The 24,712-nt window shown below is 64.5% G+C and carries 21 protein-coding genes, 1 tRNA gene and 1 pseudogene; 8 read left to right on the top strand and 15 right to left on the bottom strand.

What is annotated here, in order from left to right:
- Window positions 1-13 precede the first annotated feature (13 nt).
- Complete coding sequence (locus HAP48_RS12765) at window positions 14-1,222, bottom strand: DNA recombination protein RmuC (RefSeq protein ID WP_166213508.1); 1,209 nt, start codon at window positions 1,220-1,222, stop codon at window positions 14-16.
- 170 nt (window positions 1,223-1,392) lie between these two features.
- Between HAP48_RS12765 and def the strand changes: the two genes are divergently transcribed.
- The 3 genes from def to truA all read left to right on the top strand — a co-directional run bounded on the left by def (window position 1,393) and on the right by truA (window position 3,749).
- Window positions 1,393-1,920: a peptide deformylase gene (def, locus tag HAP48_RS12760; RefSeq protein WP_166213509.1), complete on the top strand. Its 528-nt coding sequence runs from the start codon at window positions 1,393-1,395 to the stop codon at window positions 1,918-1,920.
- 156 nt (window positions 1,921-2,076) lie between these two features.
- Complete coding sequence (gene fmt, locus HAP48_RS12755; protein WP_166213510.1) at window positions 2,077-3,012, top strand: methionyl-tRNA formyltransferase; 936 nt, start codon at window positions 2,077-2,079, stop codon at window positions 3,010-3,012.
- Window positions 3,012-3,749: a tRNA pseudouridine(38-40) synthase TruA gene (gene truA, locus HAP48_RS12750; RefSeq protein WP_166213511.1), complete on the top strand. Its 738-nt coding sequence runs from the start codon at window positions 3,012-3,014 to the stop codon at window positions 3,747-3,749. The genes fmt and truA overlap by 1 nt, the downstream gene beginning before the upstream one ends.
- A 162-nt stretch (window positions 3,750-3,911) precedes the next feature.
- Here the strand turns inward: truA and dapE are convergent, their stop codons facing one another.
- The 11 genes from dapE to rpmH form a co-directional block, all read right to left on the bottom strand.
- Window positions 3,912-5,078: a succinyl-diaminopimelate desuccinylase gene (dapE, locus tag HAP48_RS12745; protein ID WP_166213512.1), complete on the bottom strand. Its 1,167-nt coding sequence runs from the start codon at window positions 5,076-5,078 to the stop codon at window positions 3,912-3,914.
- A 17-nt stretch (window positions 5,079-5,095) separates the two neighbouring features.
- Window positions 5,096-5,713, bottom strand: a complete 618-nt coding sequence (locus HAP48_RS12740) for a DUF805 domain-containing protein (protein ID WP_166213513.1) — start codon at window positions 5,711-5,713, stop codon at window positions 5,096-5,098.
- Window positions 5,714-5,783: 70 nt separating this feature from the next.
- On the bottom strand, window positions 5,784-6,629 hold the full coding sequence (gene dapD, locus HAP48_RS12735) for a 2,3,4,5-tetrahydropyridine-2,6-dicarboxylate N-succinyltransferase (protein WP_166213514.1): 846 nt from the start codon (window positions 6,627-6,629) through the stop codon (window positions 5,784-5,786).
- 221 nt (window positions 6,630-6,850) lie between these two features.
- Window positions 6,851-7,546 (bottom strand): pyrimidine 5'-nucleotidase, encoded by a 696-nt coding sequence (locus tag HAP48_RS12730; RefSeq protein ID WP_166213515.1) that lies wholly within the window; start codon window positions 7,544-7,546, stop codon window positions 6,851-6,853.
- A 27-nt stretch (window positions 7,547-7,573) separates the two neighbouring features.
- On the bottom strand, window positions 7,574-8,560 hold the full coding sequence (locus HAP48_RS12725) for a DUF1036 domain-containing protein (RefSeq protein WP_166216448.1): 987 nt from the start codon (window positions 8,558-8,560) through the stop codon (window positions 7,574-7,576).
- A gap of 86 nt (window positions 8,561-8,646) precedes the next feature.
- Window positions 8,647-9,540 carry an acetylglutamate kinase gene (gene argB / locus HAP48_RS12720; protein WP_029083632.1) on the bottom strand — a complete coding sequence of 298 codons (894 nt, stop codon included), beginning with the start codon at window positions 9,538-9,540 and terminating at the stop codon, window positions 8,647-8,649.
- 219 nt (window positions 9,541-9,759) lie between these two features.
- Entirely contained in the window at window positions 9,760-10,128 is a 369-nt protein-coding gene (locus HAP48_RS12715; RefSeq protein ID WP_166213516.1) for a DUF423 domain-containing protein, read from the bottom strand.
- Entirely contained in the window at window positions 10,125-10,778 is a 654-nt protein-coding gene (yihA, locus tag HAP48_RS12710) for a ribosome biogenesis GTP-binding protein YihA/YsxC (RefSeq protein WP_166213517.1), read from the bottom strand. Before yihA ends, HAP48_RS12715 begins: the two co-directional genes overlap by 4 nt.
- A 159-nt stretch (window positions 10,779-10,937) precedes the next feature.
- A complete protein-coding gene (gene yidC, locus HAP48_RS12705; protein WP_166213518.1) occupies window positions 10,938-12,830 on the bottom strand; it encodes a membrane protein insertase YidC in 1,893 nt (630 codons plus the stop codon).
- A gap of 3 nt (window positions 12,831-12,833) precedes the next feature.
- A complete protein-coding gene (gene rnpA, locus HAP48_RS12700; protein ID WP_166213519.1) occupies window positions 12,834-13,214 on the bottom strand; it encodes a ribonuclease P protein component in 381 nt (126 codons plus the stop codon).
- A gap of 32 nt (window positions 13,215-13,246) precedes the next feature.
- Window positions 13,247-13,381, bottom strand: a complete 135-nt coding sequence (gene rpmH / locus HAP48_RS12695) for a 50S ribosomal protein L34 (RefSeq protein WP_008542748.1) — start codon at window positions 13,379-13,381, stop codon at window positions 13,247-13,249.
- Between the two features lie 468 nt (window positions 13,382-13,849).
- On the opposite strand from rpmH, the gene HAP48_RS12690 reads away from it, so the two are divergent.
- The 5 genes from HAP48_RS12690 (at window position 13,850) to HAP48_RS12670 (ending at window position 19,904) form a co-directional block, all read left to right on the top strand.
- Window positions 13,850-15,328, top strand: coding sequence for a sensor histidine kinase (locus HAP48_RS12690; protein ID WP_166213520.1), 1,479 nt, complete (start codon window positions 13,850-13,852; stop codon window positions 15,326-15,328).
- A gap of 155 nt (window positions 15,329-15,483) precedes the next feature.
- Window positions 15,484-15,560 (top strand) — tRNA-Arg (locus HAP48_RS12685).
- Between the two features lie 280 nt (window positions 15,561-15,840).
- Complete coding sequence (locus HAP48_RS12680) at window positions 15,841-17,550, top strand: Hsp70 family protein (RefSeq protein WP_166213521.1); 1,710 nt, start codon at window positions 15,841-15,843, stop codon at window positions 17,548-17,550.
- Entirely contained in the window at window positions 17,547-19,370 is a 1,824-nt protein-coding gene (locus tag HAP48_RS12675; protein WP_166213522.1) for a tetratricopeptide repeat protein, read from the top strand. Before HAP48_RS12680 ends, HAP48_RS12675 begins: the two co-directional genes overlap by 4 nt.
- Window positions 19,371-19,460: 90 nt before the next feature.
- Complete coding sequence (locus HAP48_RS12670) at window positions 19,461-19,904, top strand: hypothetical protein (RefSeq protein ID WP_224497037.1); 444 nt, start codon at window positions 19,461-19,463, stop codon at window positions 19,902-19,904.
- Window positions 19,905-20,000: 96 nt separating this feature from the next.
- Here the strand turns inward: HAP48_RS12670 and HAP48_RS12665 are convergent, their stop codons facing one another.
- From HAP48_RS12665 to HAP48_RS12655, 3 genes and pseudogenes are all read right to left on the bottom strand, one after another.
- The gene (locus HAP48_RS12665) at window positions 20,001-21,497 is read right to left on the bottom strand and encodes a sugar ABC transporter ATP-binding protein (RefSeq protein WP_166213523.1); all 1,497 of its coding nucleotides are present in this window, start codon (window positions 21,495-21,497) and stop codon (window positions 20,001-20,003) included.
- Entirely contained in the window at window positions 21,494-22,591 is a 1,098-nt protein-coding gene (locus HAP48_RS12660) for an SMP-30/gluconolactonase/LRE family protein (protein WP_166213524.1), read from the bottom strand. The genes HAP48_RS12665 and HAP48_RS12660 overlap by 4 nt, the downstream gene beginning before the upstream one ends.
- Window positions 22,588-24,709: pseudogene (locus tag HAP48_RS12655) on the bottom strand (ABC transporter permease). Before HAP48_RS12655 ends, HAP48_RS12660 begins: the two are co-directional and overlap by 4 nt.
- Window positions 24,710-24,712 lie beyond the last annotated feature (3 nt).

Below are 24,712 nucleotides of genomic sequence, written 5' to 3'. Positions count from 1 at the left end.
CGGTCAGCAACAATCACTCCCCCGCCTGCAGCTTGCGCGGGGCCGGGAACAGCTCGGGCGTGCCACTCTTGACGAAGCGGGGGACCTCGATCGGGGTCTCGGACTTGCTGAAGTCGAGTTCCTCGATGCGGCCGGCGCGCTTCTCGATCTTGTCGGCGGAGATCAGGATCTGCCTGACGTCCTCGTTCACCTGGCCGAAATGGTTCTGCAGCTTGAGCACGCGATCGCGCAGACGGCCGAGGTCATCGCCGAGATGCATCACCTCGTTGCGGATCTGGTCGGCGGCGTCGCGGATGCGGGCGTCCTTCAGGATCTGCTGCATCACCTGGATCGCCAGCATCAGCAGCGAGGGCGATACCAGCACGACGCGGGCGCGATAGGCCTTCTGGATCACGTCGTCGAAGCCGTCATGGATTTCGGCATAGACCGATTCCGACGGCACGAACATCAGCGCGGTGTCCTGGGTTTCGCCGGGGATCAGGTACTTCTCCGCGATGTCGCTGACATGCTTCAGCACGTCGGCGCGCAGCCGCTGGCTAGCGAATTTGCGTTCCTCGTCGCTGCGCGCATCGTGCAGCGCGGTCATGGCCTCCAGCGGGAATTTCGCGTCGATGCAGAGCGGGCGCTGGTCGGGCAGGAACACCACGCAGTCCGGCCGCTTGCCCGTGGTCAGCGTGTACTGGAACTCGAACGAGCCCTTCGGCATGCCGTCCTGGACGATCGCCTCCATCCGTGCCTGGCCGAAGGCGCCGCGGGATTGTTTGTTGGCGAGCACGTCGCGCAGCGTCGTGACCTGGGTGGTGAGCTCGTTGAGGTTCTTGTGGGCGTGATCGATGATGCCGAGCCGCTCATGCAGCACGCGCAGCGAATCCATCGTGTTGCGCGTGGTCTGTTCCATCGACTGGCCGACCCGGTGGGTCACCGTGTCAAGCCGCTCGTTGACGGCACGGGCCATCTCGGCCTGGCGGCCGGCCAGCGCCTGCCCCATCGCATCGACCCGTCCTGAGGCCTCGCTCTGGGCCCGCAGCATGTCGGCGAGCCGCTCCTCCAGCTCGTCGGCCCGAATGGCCTGGGCCATCGCCAGTTCCGCGCCGCGCCGGCTGGCGCGCGCGATCACCACCGCAATGGCCAGCAGCAGGATCAACGCCAGCGCGCCAAGGCCGATCAAGGCGTCGGAGACGCGGACCGGCAGGTCGCCAATCGTGAGGAGAATCTCGTTCATGCCGGCAGTTGTAGCCGATTCGGTGTCGCCACCGAACGAAAAGGGAACATTTATGGTAAACGCTCCCTTAATTGTCCTGGTTAACGCTGTGTAAAGAAACGTGGTTAAGGCCGCCTTAAGGGGTTCCTGAACGCATTGACCGCATCATGCCCGCAGCTTAAATCGCGGCCATGGCTATCAGAGAAATCATCATTCTGCCGGACAAGCAGTTGCGGCTGGTGTCGAAGGCGATCGAGAAGGTGACGCCGGAGATCCGCAAGCTCGCCGACGACATGCTCGAGACCATGTACGACGCGCCGGGCATCGGGCTTGCGGCGATCCAGGTCGCGCAGCCGCTGCGGTTGATCACCATGGATCTCGCCAAGCGCGACGAGAACGGCGAGACCACGCCGCAGCCGCGGGTGTTCATCAATCCGGAGATCATTTCGCATTCGGAAGAGCTGTCGGTCTACGAAGAGGGCTGCCTGTCGATCCCCGAATATTACGAGGAGGTCGAGCGCCCGGCGCGGGTGCGCCTGCGCTTCACCGACCTCGACGGCAAGGTGCATGAAGAGGATGCCGAAGGGCTTTATGCCACCTGCATCCAGCACGAGATCGACCACCTCAACGGCGTGCTGTTTGTGGACTATCTGTCGAAGCTGAAGCGCGACCGTGTTTTCAAGAAATTCGAGAAGGCCGCCAAGCGCGCGGCGGAGTGAGGATAGCGTGAGCAGCGTTTCCGCTTGCGCGATGCGCTCTCTCCCCCCTTGTGGGGGAGAGCCGGAGAGGGGGGTAGCCGCAAGCACCGCCGTTGCGGCTACCCCCCTCCCTAACCCTCCCCCACAAGGGGGGAGGGAACGCAGCGAGTGCTGTTGATGCCGCTCCGCCTGATCTTCATGGGCACGCCCGATTTCGCGGTGCCGACGCTGCTGGAGCTTGTGGCCCATGGCCATGAGGTCGCAGCCGTTTACACCCGCGCGCCGAAGCCGGGCGGGCGGCGCGGCCTGCAGTTGCAGCCGACGCCGGTCGAGCAGGAGGCGCGCCGCCTCGGCATTCCAGTGCTGACGCCGAAGACGCTCAAGACGCCGGAGGCGCTCGAGGAATTTCGCGCCCATGACGCGGATGCCGCCGTCGTCGTCGCCTATGGCATGATCCTGCCGCAGGCTATCCTCGATGCGCCGAAGCTCGGCTGCTTCAACCTGCATGCCTCGCTGCTGCCGCGCTGGCGCGGCGCCGCGCCGATCAACCGCGCCATCATGGCGGGCGACGCCGAGAGCGGCGTGATGGTGATGAAGATGGATGTCGGTCTCGACACCGGCGACGTCGCGATGGCCGAGCGGTTGCCGATCACGGACAGCATGACGGCATCCGATCTGCACGACGCGCTGGCGCCGCTTGGTGCCGATTTGATGGTGCGCGCGATGGGCGCGCTGCAGCGTGGCGGCTTGCAGCTTACGAAGCAGAGCGAGGACGGCGTCACCTACGCCGCCAAGATCGAGAAGGCCGAGGCGCGAATCGACTGGAAGCAGCCGACGCATGCGGTGCTGCGGCACATTCACGGGCTCTCGCCATTCCCCGGCGCCTGGTGCGAGCTCGCCGGCGAAGGCGAGCCGGTGCGGCTGAAAATCCTGCGTTGCGAATTCGCCAAGGGCTCGGGCGAGCCGGGCGATCTGCTCGACGACAAATTTGCGGTCGCTTGCGGCGACGGCGCGGTCCGGATTCTCGAATTGCAGCGCGCCGGCAAGGCGCCGATGAAAGCGGCGGATTTTCTGCGCGGCACGCCGCTGAAGCCGGGCGCGCGGCTCGCCTGATGCCGCGCTACAAGCTCACCATCGAATATGACGGCACGCCGTTCTCCGGCTGGCAGATCCAGGACACCGCGCCGACCGTGCAGGGCGCGCTGGAGACGGCGGTGAAGGCGATCTGCGGCGAGAACGTGCGCGTGCATGGCGCGGGCCGTACCGACGCCGGGGTGCATGCGCGCGGCCAGGTCGCGCATTGCGACATCGCCAAGCATTTCCCGCCCGGCCGCTTTCGCGACGGGCTGAACGCGCATCTGCGGCCGAATCCGATCGGCGTGCTGGCGGCGGATATCGTATCAGACGATTTCGAGGCACGGTTCTCGGCTATCAAGCGGCACTACCTCTATCGCATCACCAACACCCGCGCGAACCTCGCGCTCGACATCGGCCGCGTCTGGCGCGTGCCGCGCGCGCTCGATGCTGACGTGATGCACAACGCCGCGCAGCGGTTGCTCGGCAAGCACGATTTCACCACCTTCCGCGACACCGAGTGCCAGGCCAGGTCGCCGGAGAAGACGCTCGACCAGCTCGACGTCACCCGCGACGGCGATGCCGTCAACATCGTGACGTCGGCGCGCTCGTTCCTGCACAGCCAGGTGCGCTCGATGGTGGGCTCGCTGGTCTGGGTCGGCGAGGGCCGCTGGAGCGCGGACGATCTCTTTGGTGCGCTCGCCGCCCGCAACCGCGCCGCTTGCGGCCCGGTCGCGCCGCCGGACGGGCTCTATCTGATGCGGGTGGATTACTAGAGCGTTTTCGAGCGAAGTGGACACCGGTTCGCGTGAAGAAAACGCGTCAAAAACAAGAATCTAGAGCCCAGTTCCGATGGAATCGGAACGGGGCTCTAGTGGCCCCAATCCCTACTGTGCATGGGGTTGTTTTCGATGTTTTTGTCTAGCCGAGCGTCTGGATTACGCAAAATACCTGTCCAGCACGCCGCGATATATCCGCGTCAGCTTCTGCAGATCGGCCACCGGCGTGCGCTCGTCGATCTGATGCATGGTCTGGCCGACCAGGCCGAATTCGATCACCGGGCAATAACTCGAGATGAAGCGCGCGTCCGAGGTGCCGCCCGAGGTCGAGAGCTCCGGCTTGCGGCCGGTGATCTCCTCGATCGCAGCGACGGCGAGGTCGGTGAACGGCCCCGGCTTGGTGACGAACACGTTCGAGTTCGACGGTTGCCAGTCGATGTGGGCGCGGATGCGGTTGCCGCAGGCTTTTGCCAGCCGCTCGTCGACCAGCTGCCGCAGGCTCTCCTGGGTGTGATTGTCGTTGAAGCGGATGTTGAATTTCGCCCGCGCCTGGCCGGGGATCACGTTGCCGGCGGTGTTGCCGACATCGACCGTGGTGAATTCGAGATTGCTGGCCTGGAATTGCGCGCTGCCGTGATCGAGCGGCTCGTCGCTCAGCGCCACGATCAGCCGCGAGATATCAGGCACCGGATTCGAGGCGCGGTGCGGATAGGCCACATGGCCCTGCACGCCGTCGACGACAAGCGTGCCGGATTGCGAGCCACGCCGGCCGATCTTGATCATGTCGCCGAGCACCTCGACATTGGAGGGCTCGCCGAGCACGCAATGATCGAATTTCTCGCCGCGCTCGGCACACCATTTCAACAGCTTGACGGTGCCGTTGATCGAGACGTCTTCCTCGTCGCCGGTAATCAGGAAGGAGATCGAGCCGTTGCCGTCTTCTTGTGGCTTGCCGCCATGGTCCTGCAGATATTGCAGCACCGCGGCGACGCTGCAGGCGATGCCGCCCTTCATGTCGACGGCGCCGCGGCCGTAGAGATAGCCGTCCTTCACCTCGCCGGAGAATGCGCCGATCGTCCACGCTGATTCATCGCCGGGCGGCACCACGTCGGTGTGGCCGCCGAAGGTGATGTGCGGCGCGGAGCTGCCGATGCGGGCGTAGAGATTGTCGACATCGGCGGTGCCGGGCTCGGAGAACGTCACGCGGTGGACGTCGAAGCTCGCCGCCTTCAGCAGGCCTTCGAGAACGCCGAGTGCGCCGGCGTCGGCCGGGGTGACGGAGGGGCAGCGAACGAGATCGCGGGTGATCGAGACGGCATCATTCATGCGCCTCGCTTAACACGTCACACCGCGGGTGGACCAGCTTTGTGCGGTATCATTTCGAGCTCGCTCTGCTGATCCCAGCCCCGCCCGGAGCGCGACCCACTGCCGCGGTCGCCTCCTCGCCTGTCATGGGTTTTTCCCAGCGGATTGGGACCGTATCGATTTGGGTATGACGTGCCCCGCAGGAAGGCGAGCTCGATGAAGCCCCAGATATAGAGCACGAAGACGATCAGGCCCGCGGCCATCATCAAATAAGACTCGTCGGGAAGCCGGCCTGAGAACTGGCTCATGAGACCGGGGATCGCGAAGTACGGGACCATCCACCAGCCGCTCTTGTCGCGGTCGTGCAGGCGCTTGATCGAGACCGCGATATAGACCCAGACGAACAGCGCCGTGCCGCTCGCCTTGACCAGCAGCGCCGGCAATCCGGCAGAGGTCAGCGACTTGTAGCTGTCCGGGTCAAAGGCCCGGAAGATGTCGTCGACATTGAAGCCAAACCCATCCTTGCCGCCAAGGCCGGCCGAGACCACCAGCAGGGCGAGGAACATCATCGAGCAGACGATGATCAACCCTGCGAGCCAGAATTTGGCCCGGTTGACGCGGCCCTTGAAGCCGAACAGGTAATTGGCCCAGTCCATGAAAAAACTCCGGGCGGCGGCAATTTTCGCGGCCCGGAGTTTTGTCGGCGTCGGATGGAAATTGGTTCGATCAGTCCCGCAGCAGCTCGTTGATGCTGGTCTTGGCGCGGGTGCGCTCGTCGACGCGCTTGACGATCACGGCGCAGGCGACCGCAGGTCCCGGCTGGCCGTTCTTGAGCGGCTTGGCCGGCATGGTGCCGGGCACCACGACGGCATATTCCGGGACCTCGCCGACGAAGATCTCGCCGGTCTCGCGGTCGACGATCTTGGTGGAGGCGCCGAGGAACACGCCCATCGCCAGCACTGCGCCCTTGCGCACGATCACGCCCTCGGCGACCTCGCTGCGCGCGCCGATGAAGCAGTCGTCCTCGACGATGACAGGCTCGGCCTGCAGCGGCTCGAGCACGCCGCCGATGCCGACGCCGCCGGAGATGTGCACGCGCTTGCCGATCTGGGCGCAGGAGCCGACCGTCGACCAGGTGTCGATCATGGTGGCTTCATCGACATAGGCGCCGAGATTGACGAAGGAGGGCATCAGCACGACGTTGCGGGCGATGAAGGCCGAGCGGCGCACGATCGCGCCCGGCACGGCGCGGAAGCCGGCGTCGCGAAAGCGGTTCTCGCCCCAGCCCTCGAACTTCGAGGGCACCTTGTCCCACCAAGACGCCTTGCCCGGGCCGCCCGCGATCTGGCCCATGTCGTTGAGGCGGAACGAGAGCAGCACCGCCTTCTTCAGCCACTGATTGACCTTCCACTTGCCGCTGGCCTCGCGCTCCGCGACGCGGGTCTCGCCCTTGTCGAGCAGCTCCAGCGCGTGATCGACGGCCTCGCGGACCTCGCCCTTGGTCGAGGTCGAAATGCCTTCGCGGGCGTCGAACGCGGTGTTGACGGTGGTTTCGAGGGCGGACAGCGACATCGGGACAATCCTTGGGCGTATCGGGGATTATGACGGGAATTTTGCAGGGCTTTTTCGGAATTTGGGGCAGGAGAGTCAAGGCTAACTCAACGTCGTCCCGGCGAAGGCCGGGACCCATTACCCCGAATGTTATTGATGAGTCACGCTGGGGCCGCAGCGTACAACCCAACCGAAATTTGTGGTTATGGGTCCCGGCTTTCGCCGGGACGACGTGGGAGAGATCAGGGCTTTCCGTTCAGCCGCTGCAAGAACCCGGTCAGATCGTCCGTGACATGGTCGACATGGGCGGCGTCGCGGCCTTCGAGCTCCCAGGTCTCGCGCACCACCTCCTGGCTGCCGTCGGGCACCACCAGCACGGTGGTCATGCCGAGCTCATGGGGCACGACCAGATTGCGCGCGAGGTCCTCGAACATCGCGGCTTTTGCCGGATCGACGTCGTGCAGCCTGAGGAACTTCTGATAGGTCTGCGGCGCCGGTTTCGGCTCGAGATCGGCCGCGATGATGTCGAACACGCCGTCGAAATGGTTGGTGATGCCGAGCCGGTCCAGCACCGCATCGACATGGTCGACCGAGCCGTTGGTCAGGATCAGCTTGCGCCCGGGGAGTTTGGCGATCGCAGCCCCCATCGCCGGATTCGGCTGCAGCGGGGAATGATCGATCTTGTGCACATAGGCGAGGTAGTCGTCCGCCTGCACGCCATGCTCGGTCATCATGCCGCGCATCGTGGTGCCGTAGCGCAGGTAATAGTCCTTCTGCAGGCGTCGCGCTTCCCCGGGCGTCACCTTCAGCCAGTTGCTGACGAACTCGCCGATCCGCGCATCGACCTGCTGCCACAGATTGACGTGATGCGGGTACAGCGTGTTGTCGAGGTCGAACACCCAGGTCTCGACATGGCCGAAGCTGCGGGGAGTTTTCATGGCGCTCTCAATCCGTTGTCCCGTGCATCACGGCATCGCAAAGCGCAGCGTCTTGCCGCCGCTGGTCATGTCGACGGTGGTGAAGCCGAGCGCGGCGAGGCCGCGGGTGGCGCAATCGCCCTGCTCGTTGATCTCGAATTTGCTCTCGCGGGTGCAAAGCTGCACCGCGCCGCCCCAGTTCAGTGGCTTGTCCCTGATGCGGATGGCGCGGTTGTCGCTGTCGACGGCCTCGGCGAACGAATAGATCTGCTTCGGCATGCCAGTGACGTCGGGGTGCAGGCACTTGCCGGGGTCGATCCGATACCAGCCGCGGCTGGTCACCACCTTGCCGTCATCGGTCGCAACTGCGGCCATCACCTTGTACTGTGTATCGTTGCACCAGGTCAGCCCCGACGCCGACGGCTTCTGCACGGCATCGATCATGGTGGCGAAGAAGTTCGGCGACTGCACGATGTCGCTGGCGAGCCCGCGGCCCTTCAGGAACGCCGACAGCGCGCTCTGGGTCTTCGGCCCGTCGACGCCATCGATCGGCGCCGCGTCGTAGCCCGCGATCACCAGCAGGCGCTGGATGCCGGCGAGCCGCGCCTGCTCGTCGTCATACTCGCTGTCCTCGGCGAGATAGGCGACGAGATTGCCGTCATCGGTCTGCGTCGGCGTGATCTGGGTGAACTGCGCCGGCGTCTGGCCGGAGCGGCATTGGCGCGCGGCGGCGATCACGAAATTGTCCTGCGCGACGCAGAGCGTGTCGGTGCCGTTCTGCGGGATCGGCGAGGCGCCGTAGACGCCGAGCGCGCGCGCATTGAGCAGCACGCGGTCGGCGGTCAGCGTGCCCTGCACCACCACCCGGCAGGTCGCGGGATCGATGCGGAACCAGCCGCGTGTCGCTGTCGCCGCCTTGTCGTCGATGCCGATCGCGGCCTCGATCACATAGCTCATGCGGTTGCAGAGCTTGAGGTCGGCATGCGCCGGCGCCGACGAGAACAGGATTGATACCAGCGCGGCCGGCAGCGACATCGCGAGCCGCGTCGCCGGCGACCGGCGAGGCATCCTCGCCATGAGTCCCGCGATGACGGCCTTCATTCGCGCTGCCGCGTCTGCCATTACTTATGGATCAGCGTGCCGGTGCCCTGGTTGGTGAAGAGCTCGAGCAGCACCGCGTGCTGCGTCTTGCCGTCGATGATCACGACGCCCTGCACGCCCTGCTCGAGCGCATAGATGCAGGTCTCGACCTTCGGGATCATGCCGCCGGAGATCGTGCCGTCGGCGATCAGCTTGCGGGCTTCCTTGATCGAGAGGTCCGGGATCAGCTTCTTGGACTTGTCCAGCACGCCGGGCACGTCGGTCAGCAGCAGCAGGCGCTTGGCCTTCAGCGCGCCCGCGATCGCGCCGGCAAAGGTGTCGGCGTTGATGTTCAGCGTCTGGCCGTCCTGCGAGGTCGCCAGCGGCGCCAGCACCGGGATCAGCTCATAGCCGATCAGCTGATTGAGCAGCGTGAGGTCGACCTTTTCGGGGTCGCCGACGAAGCCGAGGTCGACCGCCTTCTCGATATTGGAATCCGGATCGACCATGGTGCGCGTCGTCTTCGACGCCTTAACCATGTTGCCGTCCTTGCCGGAGAGGCCAACGGCCTTGCCGCCGGCTTCGTTGATGTAGCCGACGATCTGCTTGTTGACCGAGCCCGCCAGCACCATCTCGACGATCTCGATGGTCGCGGCGTCGGTGATGCGCAGGCCGGCCGCGAATTCCGACTGAATGCCGAGGCGCTTCAGCATGGTCGCGATCTGCGGCCCGCCGCCATGCACGACCACCGGATTGATCGCGGTCTGCTCCAGCAGCACGATGTCGCGCGCGAACGCCTTGGCGGTGTCCTCGGCGCCCATGGCATGGCCGCCATATTTGATGACGATGGTTTCCTCGTCATATTCCTGCATGTGCGGCAGCGCCTCGGACAGGATGCGGGCCTGATCGAGCGGGCTGATGTGCTGGTCGGTCATGGGACTGGTCTCGTCGTCAGCGGAGGGGCGCGCAGGGTTCTATCTGATTGGCGGGCAGCGCGCAAAGTGGTCTTCAAACCCTCTCCCCTTGTGGGAGAGGGTGGCTTCGATGCGATAGCATCGGAGCCGGGTGAGGGGTCTGTCTCCGCGGATAGAGACCCCTCATCCGGCGTGGACTGCGTCCACGCCACCTTCTCCCACAAGGGGAGAAGGCAGTCATCACCGCCTCGGCCACATCGCTGCGACCGCCAGCACCAGCCAGCTCAGGATCAGCAGCGTTCCGCCAGTCGGGGCGGCCATCGGAAACAATCCATGGCCGGCATATTGGCGCAGCACGAGGTCGCCCGCGAACAATGACGCAGCGATGACGAAGCCGGCCGCTGCCGTAATTCCGAACTTCGCATGGATGACCGCGCGGTCCGCAACGGCGATGGTCGCGATGGCGGCGGGTGCATGGAACAGCAGCATCGTGGACGCCGCCGCCAGCCGCGTGGCATCTGGCAAATGGGCTGCGCCCGCCGCCAGCATCACGCCGCAGGCGCCCATCACGGCGGCAACGCAGATCAGAAGGCGGGATAGGCCGTTCATCGGCGCCGTTCCTCGATCAGCCGCACCATCGCGGCGCGCAACTCCGGCATGCCGTCGCCGGTCCGCGACGAGGTCACCAGCAGTTCGGGGAACGCGGCGGGATGCTTTGCCAGCGTCGCTGACGTGTCGGCGATCACGGTCTTCAGTTCGCCGGCCTTGACCTGGTCGGCCTTGGTCAGCACGACCTGATAGCTGACCGCGGACTTATCCAGCGTCTTCAGCACGTCGAGGTCGACGTCCTTGATGCCGTGGCGTGCGTCGATCAGCACATAGACCCGCGCCAGCGTGGCGCGCCCGAGCAGGAACTTGTGAATCAGCGCCGTCCATGACGCCACCTTGGTCTTCGGCGCCGAGGCGTAGCCGTAACCGGGCATGTCGACGAGACGAAAGTCCGCGTTTTCCGGGCCCTCGAAGAAGATCAGTTCCTGGGTGCGCCCCGGCGTATGCGAGGTGCGAGCTAGCGCATTGCGGCCGGTCAGCGCGTTGATCAGGCTCGATTTGCCGACATTGGAGCGGCCGGCAAAGGCGACCTCGAGGCCGGCCATCGGCGGCAGCGTCTCGATCGAGGGCGAGGCCCAGATGAAACGCCAGTCGCCGGCGAACAGCTTTCGTCCCTGCTCGATCAGCGCCGCATCGGGTTCGGTGCTCATGCGAAGGATCCCATCTTGTGGTGGCCAGGCAAAGGCCCAAGGCGTGTCTTTGGCGTAAGACGACCCGGCCATCCAGGTCAACGTCTTGCCGCCCTCCAATACGTCGATGCCCGGCACGAGGCCGGGCATGACGCGGTGATCAAGCGCTGCTGCTGGAAGCTACGTCGCTTTCTTGGTCTCAGTCGTCACGCTTTTTTTTTGAAACGTGGATTTGAGATTGTCGAACAACTCTACCTTCACGCCGTTCTTGCGCATGATGAAGCTCTGCTGCAGCACGGAGAGCGTGTTGTTCCAGGCCCAGTAGATCACGAGGCCCGCCGGGAAGCCCGCCAGCATGAAGGTGAAGATCAGCGGCATCCAGTCGAAGATCATCTTCTGGGTCGGATCCGGCGGCGCCGGGTTGAGCTTCATCTGGACCCACATCGTGATGCCCATGATGATCGGCCAGATGCCCATCACCAGATAGGCCCCGATATGCGGTCCGAGCAGCGCGATCGGGTCGAACGGAATCAGCCCGAACAGCGTGAACAGGTTGGTCGGATCGGGCGCCGAGAGGTCCTTGATCCAGCCGAAGAACGGCGCGTGCCGCATTTCGATGGTGATGAACAGCACCTTGTAGAGCGAGAAGAACACCGGGATCTGCAAGGCGACGGGAAGACAACCGGCGATCGGGTTGATCTTCTCCTTCTTGTAGATCTCCATCATCTCCTGCTGCTGCTTCACGCGGTCGTCAGGATAGCGCTCCTTCAGCGCGGCGAGCTGCGGCTGCACCGACTTCATCTTCGCCATCGAGGCGTAGGACTTGTTGGCGAGCGGGAAGAACAGCAGCTTCACGATCACGGTCACCAGCAGGATCGCGATGCCGAAATTGCCGACCAGGCGATAGAACCAGTCGAGCGCCAGGAACATCGGCTTGGTGATGAAGTAGAAGTGGCCCCAGTCGATCAGCAGATCGAAATGGTTGAGGCCGAGCTGCTTGTTGTAGCCGCCGAAGCCGACCAGCGGGAAGTTGAGGCCGACGACAGCGGCCTCCTTCGCGCCGGCGAACAGCCGCCCACTGGCGACGGCGGTGCCGCCGATCGGGATGGTCTGCCCGCCGAGCATGTAGTCGGCCTGGTAGCGCTTGTCGCCGGTGGTGAACCTCGCGGTTTCGAGCGTTGCGTCGGTGTCGGGCAGCAGCGCCGTGGCCCAGTATTTGTCGGTGATGCCGAGCCAGCCGTTGGTGACCTTCGAGAACACGACGCCGCGCGAGTTTCCGCCGGTCGAGGTCTTGGCCTCGTCGATGTTCTTGTAGGTGTATTCCTGCAGGCCATGTTCGCCGAGATAGCCGATCGGGCCTTCGTGCAGGATCGCGTAGCCGGAGACCGGCGGCTTGCCGCCGCGCGAGATCAGCCCGAACGGATACAGCGTGACCGGGGCGCTGCCGAGATTGTTGACCTCGTCCTTGACGGTGAAGAGGTAGCGATCGTCGATCGCGATGGTGCGGCGGAAGATCAGCCCCTGGCCGTTATCGTATTTCAGCGTCACCGGGCTCGTCGGCGACAGGCTGTTCGACCCTTCCTGCTGCCAGACGGTTTCGCCATTCGGGGTCTTCACCGACGAGCCGTTGGCGGTCAGCCACAGGAACTCGGCATAGTAAGGCTCGGCCGTGCCCGACGGCGACAGCAGCACGACAGCCGGCGATTTGGGGTCGACCGTCTCGCGGAACTGGACCAGCGCGAGATCGTCGATCCGGGCGCCCTTCAACGCGATGCTGCCGGTGACGCGCGGCGTGTCGATCTTGATGCGCGGGCCGGAAGCGAGCACCGCCTCGCGGCTCGCCACCGGGGCGTCGGCAGCAGGTGCGCCCGGCGCCGGCGACGCAGAAGTCCCCGGAGCGGCGCCAGGAGTGGCACCCGGAGCCGCCGGCTGAGCCGCTGGCTTCTGCACCTCGGCCTGGCGCTGGACTTCGCGCTGCTTCTCCATCTGCGGCACATTGTAGAAATATTGCCAGGCGATCAGGACGAAGCCGGACAGAATGACGGCAAGGATCGTGTTGCGGTTGTCGGACATCTCTTATGGTCTCGTCATTCCGTTCGGATTGGGCGCGCTTGTGTTACCCGCCTTTGGCGCAGGCCGGTCGAGGCGGCGCAGCGCCGACCGCAGGTCGTCAAGCATGGTCGCAAAGTCGCGGGTCAGCGCGTCACGACGGCCGACTAGCACATAATCATGGTGCGGCCGCATGTATATGGCATCGACCCGTCTAATCACTTCGCGAAGCCGGCGGCGAATGCGATTGCGCTCGGTCGCGGTGCCATTCTTCTTGGTGACGGTATAGCCGACGCGGATCGGGCCCTGATCGTCGCGGCGGCGGCCCTGCAGCACAAAAGCTGCGGTATTCGCCCGCACGCCATTGGCAACGGCGAGGAAATCCGCCCGCTGCCTCAGCCGATCCATAATGGGTATCTCCGGAGTGGAGACGTCCGGGCTCAGGCGCTCAGGCGCTTGCGGCCACGCGCGCGGCGCGCAGCGAGGACCTTGCGGCCGCCGGCCGTGGCGAGACGGGCGCGGAAGCCGTGACGGCGCTTGCGCACCAGTTTGCTGGGTTGATAAGTCCGCTTCACGGGTAATTCTCCGCTGACCGGGCAATTTGCCGTTGTATTGAGATGGAGTCCGGTGATGCTGGCGGGCTCAAACGAGCCGGTTACGGCCCCAAACGAGCCGCCCCCGGGTCAAGAACCGGGCCATCGCGGACAGTTGGCGCGGCTTATAAGGGAGCGTCCTGTTTTCGTCAATGTCACAGGGCGCCGCAAACGGGCTTCTTCGAAACGTCGCAATTAGGGCGAATATATCTGTTTTCGCGGGGTTTTTGACGGTGAGGGGCGCTATCGGGCGCTCTAGAGCGTTTTCGAGCGAAGTGGGCACCGGTTCGCGTGAAGAAAACGCGTCAAAACAAGAAGCTAGAGCTTCGGTTCTGATTCAATCAGAACCGAAAATGCTCTAGGAACCGCCGACATTAGCGATCCGTAATTTGACCGGCTTGGGGGCCGGGCGGCATCTTCCGACCCCTAAGCCAACCAAGGCCTTATCTTGTGGCTCTAACTGACGATCAGGCGCCCGCGCAGAAGCAGCGGCCCAAGCCGTCCCTTCGGCTCGGGCTGTCGGGCAAGCTGTTGCTGCTGACGATCCCCCTGGTGATGATCGCCGGGCTCCTGATCTACGTGCCGGCGATCGCCAACTTCCGGATGAACCGGCTCAATGACCGCCTGGCCGCCGCCAATACCGCGGCGCTGGTGCTCGATGCCGCCCCCTCCGGCCTGGTGCCGGATTCGCTGGCGCGGCAGATCCTGACCAGCATCGGTGCCCGCGCCGTCGCCATCAAGCTCGGGCAGCAGCGCCGCCTGCTTGCCAGCGCCGATCTGCCGGCCGCGATCGACCATGACGTCGACATGCGGACCATGACGGTGTGGTCGGCGATCGTCGATGCCTTCGAGATCATGCTGGAACACGGCGACCAGACCATCCGCGTGGTTGGCGCCGCGCCGGGCCAGGCGCAATTCATCGAGGTGGTGATCGACGAGAAGCCGCTGCGGCAGGCGATGTACCGCTTCTCGCGCAACGTGCTGGTCGTCGCCCTCCTGATTGCCGGCCTCACCGCCGGCCTGGTCTATCTGGCGCTGCATTATCTGTTCGTCCGCCCGATGCGGCGGCTGACCGCGAGCCTGGTCGGCTTCCACGAGAATCCGGAGAGTGCGGCGCGAATCATCGTGCCAAGCCAGCGCGGCGACGAGATCGGCGTTGCGGAGCGTGAGCTGTCGGACATGCAGCGCGACCTCGTCTCGATGCTGCATCAGAAGAGCCGGCTTGCCGCGCTTGGGCTCGCCGTCTCCAAGATCAATCACGATCTGCGCAACCTCTTGGCGTCGTCACAGCTGCTGTCGGACCAGCTTGCCAGCGTGCCCGATCCGCGGGTGCAGCGTTTCGCGCCGAAATTGCTGCGCTCGCTCGAGCGCGCCATCGCGTTCTGCCAGTCGACATTGTCCTATGGCCGCGCGCAGGAGGCGGCACCCGATCGCCGCGTCATCATGGTTGAGCCGGCGGTTGCCGAGGTGCGCGAGTCCGCCGGGCTCGCAACCGATGTCTCGATCACCTGGATCAGCGCGATCGAGCGCGGGCTCACCATCGACGTCGACCCGGACCAGCTGTTCCGCGTGCTGCTCAATCTGGTGCGCAACGCCGCGCAGGCGCTGGAAAGCCGCCCCGCCAGCGACGGCGGCGCCCAGCAGATCCGCATCACCGGCCGCCGCGAGGGGACGGTTGCGATCATCGAGGTCTCCGACACCGGCCCCGGCGTGCCCGCCAAGGCGCGCGAGCACCTGTTCGAGGCGTTCCAGACCTCCGGCCGCCCCGGCGGCAGCGGGCTTGGCCTCGCGATCGCCGCCGAACTGATCCGCGCCCATGGCGGCCATATCCATCTGGTCGAGGGCACCATCGGCGCCACCTTCCGGATCTCGATCCCGGATCGTCCGGTGGAACTGCTCTCGGTCCGCAGCGAGCGGGCACGGGCGTAAACGGCGTCCCGTTGTTCCGGGACGCGGCCGAAACCGCGCCGAAATTGGCGTTTCCAGACCTTGCCAACCGGACCGGGAGCCTGTAGCTAGAGCGCTCTTTCGCGACGTTCCGGGCCTCTCGGATCCGTCTGGGCTCAAAGCCCTGCCGCGAAAATGCGCCCGTAGCTCAGCTGGATAGAGCATCAGACTACGAATCTGAGGGTCGGACGTTCGAATCGTTCCGGGCGCGCCATTTTCCAATTGCCAGCAAATCCCGACCGGCGCCGCTGAGGTGGATCGGACGGTTGCCTCGATGCTGAAACGCACTCGCGTTGTCAGCGGAGAGCTGACGCGCGATTCGACATCGGCCGAAGTGAATCACGATCAATTCCCTGACTGTCCGACGGTGTGACCGGTGTCTTTGTTTCCGTTTGTTTCCCCTGCGGATAGCAACTTCACGGCGTCGCTACCCTAGATATACTGGCCCCGATTTCACCGGCGCACGTCGCAGGTTCAACGAGGTTCGCTGGCGCATGATCATTGGAATTGACCTCGGCACGACCAACAGTCTGGTTGGCGTGTGGAAGGCCGGTAAGTCTGAACTCATTCCCAATGCCCTTGGATCGTTGCTTACGCCTTCGGCGGTGAGTGTGGATGACGACGGCGCCATCCTGGTCGGTCTGCCGGCACGCGAACGGCTGCTGTCTCATTCGCGCCAGTCGGCCGCCTCGTTCAAACGCTACATGGGCAGCAATCGCAGCTTTCAGCTTGGCACCAAGTCCTTTCGGGCCGAGGAATTGTCCGCGCTGGTGCTTCAAGCGTTGAAGGCCGATGCGGAAGCCTATCTCGGACAGTCGGTCAGCGAAGCGATCATTACCGTTCCCGCCTACTTCAATGACGCCCAGCGCAAGGCCACCAAGGCTGCGGGCGAAATGGCTGGTCTGAAGGTGGAGCGGCTTCTCAACGAACCGACGGCTGCGGCTCTCGCCTATGGACTTCAGGAGGGAGCGGGCGAGCGCAAGATTCTCGTGCTCGATCTCGGAGGCGGAACGTTCGACGTGTCCATCCTCGAAATGTTCGAAGGCGTCATGGAGGTGCGCGCATCGGCCGGCGATAATTTCCTCGGCGGCGAGGATTTCGTCGACGTGATCGTGGATCGTTTCATGGCCGAAGCCGGCGCTCTGGCCGGGATTCCTCCGCGATCCGATTCGAAGGAGGTTCATGCCAATCTTCGCCGTCAGGCCGAAATTGCCAAGCGCGCCCTTACCGACCACGAGCAGCACGAAATCGAACTGGTCCACGACGGTGGCGCGACGCGGTGGTCAATCACGCGGAGCGATTTCGAAGCGGCCAGCGAGCCGCTGATCAGGCGGCTCCGTGCCCCGATCGAGCGGGCGATCCGGGACGCCAATCTAAATCCCGATCAAGTCACCGACCTGGTGCTGGTCGGTGGCGCAACCCGCATGCCGGTGGTGCGACGGCTGGCGGCCCGGCTGTTCCAGCGGCTTCCGATTGCGCAGATCAGCCCGGATGAGGTCGTGGGTCGCGGCGCCGCGGTCCAAGCCGGGTTGAAGATGCGCGATATGGCGCTCGACGATATCGTGATGACGGATGTCGCCCCGTATTCGCTGGGCATCAACACAAGAAGCCGTCTCGCCGACAATTCGTTTCTCGACGGCCTCTATCTGCCGATCATCGAGCGCAACACCGTGATTCCGGTCAGCCGCTCGAAGCAGGTCGCCACGTCGGCTGACGGCCAGAGCGAGGTCAGGTTTCGCATATTCCAGGGTGAAGCCCGGATGGTCGCCGACAACATCGAGATTGGACAACTCTCGGTGCCCGTCCCGCCGGGGCCGGCCGGCAAGGAACGCATCGATGTTCGCTTCACATATGATGTGAGTGGGCTTCTGGAGGTCGACCTGCTGGTTGTCAGCACTGGCCAAACCGTTCAGCTCGTCATCGAAGGCAATCCCGGCATCCTCAGCCAGCAGGAGATCGATGAACGCTTGGCCACTTTGAAGGCGCTCAAGATTCATCCGCGCGATCAGGCAGAAAATCAGGCCGTCATCTCCCGGGCCGGGCGGCTGTATGAAGAGAGATTGGGCGACGAACGCGCCGCGATTGGCAAGCTGATCGATGATTTTCGTGCTCTTCTCGAGCGTCAGATCCCAAGCGAGATCGAAAACTATCGAACCCGGTTCAGCACATGGCTGGATCGCGTGGACACAACGTTCTTCTCGTGAGCATTGCACCGATGTCTCCGTGGGACGCGCTGGGCATTGGACCGACCAGAGATGTCGGCGCGATACGCAAGGCCTACGCGTTGCGACTGAAGCAAACCCGGCCAGAGGACGATCGAGCGGGGTTCCTGCGTCTGCGCGAGGCCTATGATGCGGCGCTTGCCTGGGCCGCGAGTTCGGATGCGACCGCTCCAGACCGGAGTGAACAGTTCGTATTCCGGGGCGATGCGCCCGACCCGCAGGATCCACCACAGGAGTCCCCGCGTTCATCTTTCAGTCAGCTGTTTGATCGCCTACGGACGAATGAGGCGGAGCGGCGGCCCGCACCGGAAGCGTTCCTGCGCGTATCGGCAGACCGGCGCGGGCGGGTGGATGAGATACATGCCGATGTGGCCCAACCGTCACCGACGAGTGCTGCTCAAGCAATTGCGAACGCATTTGCGTCGGGAAACATCGGCGTCGGCTCGTCCTTGTTCGCGAAAGCGCTGACCGAGGGGCAGCTCGCGTTGCGGGATGAATTGCAGTTGGCCGACTGGCTTATCAAGCTGCTGGCCCGCGATGTTGCATTGCCCGTCGAGCAACTCCTGCAGATCGTCGACCAGACGGGATTGTACGACCGGATCAACAAACCGCGCAGCCGCTTCCTGTCGGACCAGCCGAGCCCTCTGGCAAAGCTGGAAGAACGGCTCTGGTTGCCGACTCTGTTGAGGCGGGCGGAGGCCGGCGACGCCAGCGCCCAATTGAGTCTGGCCAGGCTTTATAAGGCCGGCGAACAGGTGCCACAGGACCAAGTGCAGGCGGTGCGATGGTTGAAGGCCGCCGCTGTACAGGGCTTGGCGGATGCCCAAAACGATCTGGCGTTCTGCTATCGCGACGGCGTTGGCACTGAGCCTGACGACGCGGAGGCCCTGAAATGGTTTCGGCTGGCTGCTGAGCAACAACACCCGCAGGCGACCTCCCAACTTGCCTCTCTCTATCGGACTGGCCGCCGAGGCGTTGCACAAGATCACGCAGAGGCGCTGCGGTTATACGAGATCGCAGCCAAATTGGGGCGTGTGCTCGCGCAGCGCCAACTCGGGTTGATATACTGGAACGGCCAGACGGCGCCGCGCGATGACAATCGGGCTGTCCATTGGTTTCGCGCAGCGGCAGATCAAGGCGACGCAGACGCTCAATATCATCTCGGCCGGTGTTATTATTTCGGCCGTGGTGTTCCGCAAGATTACGCCATTGCTGCAGCTTGGTACCGCAAAGCCCTGGCCCAAGGGCAGGCGCAGGCGGCGGCGCAATTCGGTAAGCTTGCCGAACTCGGAAGGGGCGTGCCGAAGGATTTCGGCGAGGCCCGTCGGCTCTACGAAATTGGCGCGGTTCAAGGCGTTGTTTTCGCCCAGGTGAACCTCGCTCTCATGCTGACTACGAACAGAGGAGGCCCCGTTGATTTCTCCGCGGCGTTTCGCTGGTACTTGGCGGCGGCGGAGCAGGGCGACATTCACGGGATGAATGGAGCCGGCCTGTGTTACGTGAACGGCTACGGGGTAGAGCGGGATATCACGAAAGGCCTGAGCTGGTTGGCGGCGGCGGCCAACCGAGGACAGCCAAATGCAATGCATACGCTGGCCGCGCTGCTTTTCGATGGCATGGTTACTCCGAGAAATCTGGAGCAGGCCTATATCTGGGGATCGCTTGCGCTTCGCACCTATGACAGCGCAAATGACAAGATTCCGGTCCTTCGGGATCTGTACGAGAAGATCTGCAACATGCTGTCGGCGGATGACCGCACACGGCTCGACACGGCGGTGGCGCAGTGGAAACCGGACGCCTAGCCCCCGGAGGAATTCATCTGCATTGCTAGATCGTGGCGCTGCCCGTCCCGCTACGCAAACTTTTGCCGCATCTCGCAGAACCTGATCGCCATGTCCGGCGACAAACATCTCAAGCCAGCGGGCGACGGCCTCAAGTGCGTCCGGGAGAATGACGTGATGTCGGACAGGTCTGTACTCGCCTGCATCGTCTGCTGCGCCGTGATGCTCGGTGCGCTCGGCGCGTCCGTGCATGCGCAGACGCCGTCGAGCTGCAAGGAGCCGCAGACCGGCACCAGTCGGGTCCCGATATTCTCGCCGCCGCTCGCCAATGTGGTGACGGGCACGGGACGGCTGCAATTCTATTCGGCGCCCAATCTGCACTGTCCGGTCAGCGGTGTCTTCGTCATTCCGAATGACGAGCTCGTCGCCTATGCGCAAACCAGTGATGGCTGGTCGTCGGTGATGTACATCAATCCGCGGACGGGCAACGACGTCTCGGGCTGGGTGCGGTCGGCGAGGCTGAAGACAACCGGAACCGTCGGTCCAAAGCAGTAGGCCGTCAGGATCGCGGCTGATGCGGCGGGCTCGCTCAATGCGATCGTGCTCCGGCATGGCATCGCGAGCCGTACGTAACGCATGCCCGCCGGGGCATCAGTGGATCGCCGCGTACATGATCTTCTCCTCCGTGGCTTCGACCGCAGAGAATTCCTCGACCACCTTGCCCTGGCGCGACACCAGGATGCGGTCGGAGAGCGCCATGATCTCGGGCAGATAGGACGAGATCACCACCACCGCCTTGCCCTCGTCGGCGAGCTGGTTGATCAGCTCGTGGATCTCGACGATGGCGCCGACGTCGACGCCGCGCGTCGGCTCGTCGAAGATGATGAGCTCGGGCTCCTGCACCAGGGACTTGGCGATCACCACCTTCTGCTGGTTGCCGCCCGAGAGCTCGACCACCTTGGCCTCATCGCCGATGGCGCGCACCTTCAGCCGCTGGGTCCAGGTCTTGCCGACCGAGTTGGTCTCGCGTCCCGACAACAGCATCCGCCCGCCGGGGAACTTGGAGAGCAGGCCGAGATAGATGTTGCGGGCGATCGAGGCGGTCTCGAAGAAGCCCTCGACCTTGCGGTCCTCGGTCACATAGGCGATGCCGGCTTTGACCGCCGGCGCCGGGACCCGGTAGCGCACCGGCTTGTCATGCAGCAGGATCTCGCCGCCGTGGAAGAAGTCGCGCTTCAGCACGCCGGAGACGATCTTGAAGGTCTCGGTGCGGCCCGCGCCGACCAGGCCGAACACGCCGGTGATCTGCCCGGCAAACACCGACAGCGAATTGTTCTTCACCATCGGCGCCATCTTGAGGTTCTGCACCGTGAGCACGCGGGCGCCGGCCGGCCGGACGCTGGTCTTCCGCGCGCCATACAGCGTGTTCGACAAATCGCGTCCGACCATCGCCTGCACGATCGCCGCGCGGTCGAATTTCGCCGCATCGTCGGTGATAACGTGCTTGCCGTCGCGCAGCACGGTGATGCGGTCCGCAAGCAGCAGGGCCTCTTCAAGTGCGTGCGAGATGAAGATGATCGAGACGCCGCGCTTCTTGAGGTCGCGGACCAGGTCGAAGAAGTACTTCTTCTCTTCCGGCGTCAGCGACGCGGTCGGCTCGTCGAAGATGATGACCTTGGCCTTGTGCAGGACCGCGCGCGCGATCTCCACCATCTGCTTCTTGGCGGCGCCGAGCCCGCTCACGGTCGCGGTCGGCGTCACGTCGAAATTGAGCGATTGCAGGAATTGCTGGGCGGCGATGTAGATGCCGCGCAGCCGGTTGTAGAATTTCTCCTGCCCGAGGAAGAGATTTTGCGCCACCGTCATGGTCGGCACCAGGCTGTTCTCCTGGAACACCATAGCGATGCCGAGATTGCGCGCCTCCAGCGGTGTGCGTGGCGCGAACTCTGCGCCATCGACCGTCATGCCCCCCGAGGTCAACGTCACGACGCCGGCCATCACCTTGGTCAGCGTCGACTTGCCGGCGCCGTTTTCGCCGACCAGCGCGTGGATCTCGCCGCGGCGCAGCTCGAAGTCGACGCCCTCGATGGCGGGCACGCCGGCGTAGAGCTTGGTGGCCTTGCGCAGGGACAACACGGTGTCGTTCATGAGCCGACCTCCTCGGCGAGCCCGGCGAGGGGCAGTTTCAGCACGCGGCCCGGTCCCTTGGCGATCAGCACAAGGTCGTCGCCCAGCTCAATCGCCGCGACGACGCCGTGATTGACGCCGTCGACCCGGCTGTGCAACGAATACATTGGCTTGCCGTCTTCGCTCAGCCGGATCACGAGACCGTAGGAACGCGGCGGCGCCCACGGCTTGATGACGCCCATCGTCTTGATGTGCGCGCCCTGCATCGGCTCCTTGAACGAGAAGCCCGAGCGCAGCCGCGGCGCCACCCAATAGGCCGGGTCGATCTCGGCCATCATGCGGCGCCGATAGGCCGGCTCACGCAGGACGAACTCGATGAGCTGCGTTCGTGCGGTGAATGCGGTGAGCCAATAGCCTCCGCCCGCAGCCTTCGACAGCCGCGACGGATAGACAGGCAGGTGTCCGAGTACGACCTGTGGCGGCCGTCCATCCGCGACAAGGACAAGACGATGCCGCCAGCTCTCGCTGACCAGCACGCCATCGCCCTGCGCGCAGGCGCCGAAAGCGTAGCCGAGCTTTGACGCCAGCGGATTCACCAACTTGGTCCTGGGATCGAGCCGGAACACCCGGCCGCTCCGGTTGAGCTCCATCAGGTCGCGCGCCCAGTCGTCGACGTCGCAGGTCGCCGAACCATCGGTCGCGATCAAGGTCCCGTCGCCCGCCGGGCTCAGCGCGTTGATCGCATTGAAGGCGGCGTCGCTGAACGTCACGCTTGGCTCGCCGGACGAGGGGTTGGCGTAGAGCCTCACCTCGCGGCCGCCGAGCGCGACGGCGATGCCGCCGTCGCCCAGCGTACAGAGCGCTGAGATCGGCTGCTCGAAGCTGCGCAGCTCGGTCGCACCGCTGCCATCGAAACGCAGCAGACGGCGGCCGTCGGCGACATAGAGGTTGCGGCCGTCGGTTGCGAGGTCCTCGAGCGCCTCGCATTCCAGTAAGGTCGTCGCGGCCTCGAGCTTCTGGTTCGGCTTCAGTGCGCCGTCGAACGACGGCACGGTGATGGTGGCTTCACCGCGCCCGAGGAAGCGGTTGGTGAATTCCCTGACAGCCGCGATCACGACAGCTTCCCCCAGCGCTTGTCATACTGCACGTAGTTCGGGTCCGCGTTGTCGAGCTTGTAACGGCCGATCCGGTTGTTCATGATGCCGCCGAGATAGAGATAGCCGCGATGCTCGCGCATCGAGGTGATCATCGGATGGTTCTCGCCGCGCAGGTCCCAGAACGATTCGAGGATCTTGCCCTGCTCGTTGAACTTGACGACGCAGCCGGTGTTGATGTTCGGGAATAGCCATTCGTCGACCGGGACGCGCTTGGCCATGCGGCGGCGGAAGCCGGGCATCTTCCAGGCGAGGTCGAGCGAGGGGCTGCGCATGCCGACCAGCGCCAGCCAGTAATTGCCGTCGGAGGCGAGGTTGATGTTGTCGGGATAGCCCGGCAGATTGTCCATCACCACCTCGACCTGGCCCTTCTTCGGCCCGGCGAACCACAGTCGCTTGATCGAGCAGCCGAAGGTCTCGGCGAACAGGATCGACTGGCCGTCGCTGGCGACGCAGATGCCGTTGGGGAATTTGAGGCCGCGCAGCGCGGTGTGCGTGGCGCCGGTCTTGGTGTCGTAGCAGATGATGCGGCCATTGCCGCGCGCCTCGAGGCCATCGATCGGCCATTCGTCCATCTCGTAGCGCACGGTGGCTTCCGAGAAGAAGATCAGGCCGTCGTCGGTGATGTCGAGGTCGTCGGCCAGCCGCAGGCGGCTGTCGTCGTTCACCGAATGCATGCTGCGATTGGTTTCATCAGTGGCCTTCTCGACCGTGCCGTCCGGCTTGATGCGGTAGAGGCCCATGCCGCCGATGCAAACATAGAGATTGTCCTGCCGGTCGAAGGCCATGCCGAGCGGCTGGCCGCCGATATGGGCGAACACCTCCATCCGCTGATAGTCGGGCGCGAAGAAGCGCATGATGTCGCCATGGCGCGAGCCGGCGTAGAGATTGTTGTTGCGATCGAGGATCACGTCCTCCGGCGCCTCGATGCGACCGAGACCGATCAATTCGACGTCGCGCAGCTTGTCGTTCTGCTCGAACGGGCCGCCCTGGCCGATCTCGGTGGCGGGAGGCGGCGGCAAGGCGTGATAGGTCGGCGCGACATAGACCTTGCTGATGATGCGGGTACGGTTCTTCTGCCAGCGGATGTCGACCATGGCGGCGATCAACAGAATTCCCGCAAGCGCCATGCGGTTGATGCCGCCACGTGCGTTGAGCGTGGTCAGGCCGTTGGTGATCAGCAGCACGATCAGGACGCCGACCAGCGACTTGGCGACCGAGCCCTTGCCGCCGCCGAGCGTGATGCCGCCGAGCACGGTCGCGGTCAGCACGATCACCTCGAGGCCGACACCGATGTCCGCCGACGGTGCCGAGCCGTGCGGCAAAGAACAGCGCGGCGATGCTGGTCAGCACGCCGCTTGCGACATAGCAGAGCGCGATGGTGCGGCGAACCGGAATGCCGGAATTGTAGGCCGAGCGGCGCGAGCCGCCGATCGCGGTGATGTGCCAGCCCGGGCGCAGCCGGGTCATGAAGATATGGCCGAAGATCGCGATCGCGATGTAGACCAGTGCGACGCTCGGAATGCCGAACACGTCGCCGCCGCCGATGAAATTCCACGACGGGATGTCGGGAAAGGCCGCGGCGATCGAATTGGAGTAGCGCTGGATCAGGAGATCGAACGCCGAACGGTAGATGATCAGGGTGATCAGCGTGGTAATGAAGGCACGCAGCCGCAAATATCCGATCAGAACGCCGTTGACGGCGCCGAGCAATGCGCCGCAGAGGAGAGTGGCCACCACCACCGCCGGCACCGGCCAGTTCAGCACGTCGAGCAGATAGAGCGCGCAGAAATCCGTCAGCGCGAAGATCGATCCGACCGACAGATCGATGCCGCCGACGATGACCACCAGCGCCATGCCGAGCCCGATGAAGCCGATTTCGCCGGCCTGCCGCGCGGTGTCGGCAAGGCTCGACGGCGACAGGAAATGATCGATGGAGCGGCTCAGCGCGAAGCCGACGATCAAGAGCAGGATCACCGGAATTGCGGTCTCGGTCCAACGCTTGGACAGGATCTCGCCGAGGAGATGATCCGGCCAATAGCGGTAACGCAGGCTCGTCAAGGTGTCGCGCATCGGCATTCC

The organism is Bradyrhizobium septentrionale (assembly GCF_011516645.4).
Taxonomy (GTDB): Bacteria; Pseudomonadota; Alphaproteobacteria; order Rhizobiales; family Xanthobacteraceae; genus Bradyrhizobium; species Bradyrhizobium septentrionale.
This window is presented reverse-complemented; position numbering and strand designations above follow the sequence as displayed.

Excerpts from the sequence above, each read along its gene's own strand:
- fmt (WP_166213510.1), top strand. The coding sequence starts at position 2,077 with ATGCCGCTCCGCCTGATCTTCATGGGCACGCCCGATTTCGCGGTGCCG.
- def (WP_166213509.1), top strand. The coding sequence starts at position 1,393 with ATGGCTATCAGAGAAATCATCATTCTGCCGGACAAGCAGTTGCGGCTG.
- HAP48_RS12730 (WP_166213515.1), bottom strand. The coding sequence starts at position 7,546 with ATGAAAACTCCCCGCAGCTTCGGCCATGTCGAGACCTGGGTGTTCGAC.
- HAP48_RS12665 (WP_166213523.1), bottom strand. The coding sequence starts at position 21,497 with ATGAACGACACCGTGTTGTCCCTGCGCAAGGCCACCAAGCTCTACGCC.
- HAP48_RS12740 (WP_166213513.1), bottom strand. The coding sequence starts at position 5,713 with ATGGACTGGGCCAATTACCTGTTCGGCTTCAAGGGCCGCGTCAACCGG.
- yidC (WP_166213518.1), bottom strand. The coding sequence starts at position 12,830 with ATGTCCGACAACCGCAACACGATCCTTGCCGTCATTCTGTCCGGCTTC.
- dapE (WP_166213512.1), bottom strand. The coding sequence starts at position 5,078 with ATGAATGATGCCGTCTCGATCACCCGCGATCTCGTTCGCTGCCCCTCC.
- yihA (WP_166213517.1), bottom strand. The coding sequence starts at position 10,778 with ATGAGCACCGAACCCGATGCGGCGCTGATCGAGCAGGGACGAAAGCTG.
- HAP48_RS12725 (WP_166216448.1), bottom strand. The coding sequence starts at position 8,560 with ATGTCGCTGCCGGCCGCGCTGGTATCAATCCTGTTCTCGTCGGCGCCG.
- HAP48_RS12765 (WP_166213508.1), bottom strand. The coding sequence starts at position 1,222 with ATGAACGAGATTCTCCTCACGATTGGCGACCTGCCGGTCCGCGTCTCC.
- HAP48_RS12680 (WP_166213521.1), top strand. The coding sequence starts at position 15,841 with ATGATCATTGGAATTGACCTCGGCACGACCAACAGTCTGGTTGGCGTG.
- HAP48_RS12670 (WP_224497037.1), top strand. The coding sequence starts at position 19,461 with ATGTCCGGCGACAAACATCTCAAGCCAGCGGGCGACGGCCTCAAGTGC.
- HAP48_RS12715 (WP_166213516.1), bottom strand. The coding sequence starts at position 10,128 with ATGAACGGCCTATCCCGCCTTCTGATCTGCGTTGCCGCCGTGATGGGC.
- truA (WP_166213511.1), top strand. The coding sequence starts at position 3,012 with ATGCCGCGCTACAAGCTCACCATCGAATATGACGGCACGCCGTTCTCC.
- dapD (WP_166213514.1), bottom strand. The coding sequence starts at position 6,629 with ATGTCGCTGTCCGCCCTCGAAACCACCGTCAACACCGCGTTCGACGCC.
- rnpA (WP_166213519.1), bottom strand. The coding sequence starts at position 13,214 with ATGGATCGGCTGAGGCAGCGGGCGGATTTCCTCGCCGTTGCCAATGGC.
- argB (WP_029083632.1), bottom strand. The coding sequence starts at position 9,540 with ATGACCGACCAGCACATCAGCCCGCTCGATCAGGCCCGCATCCTGTCC.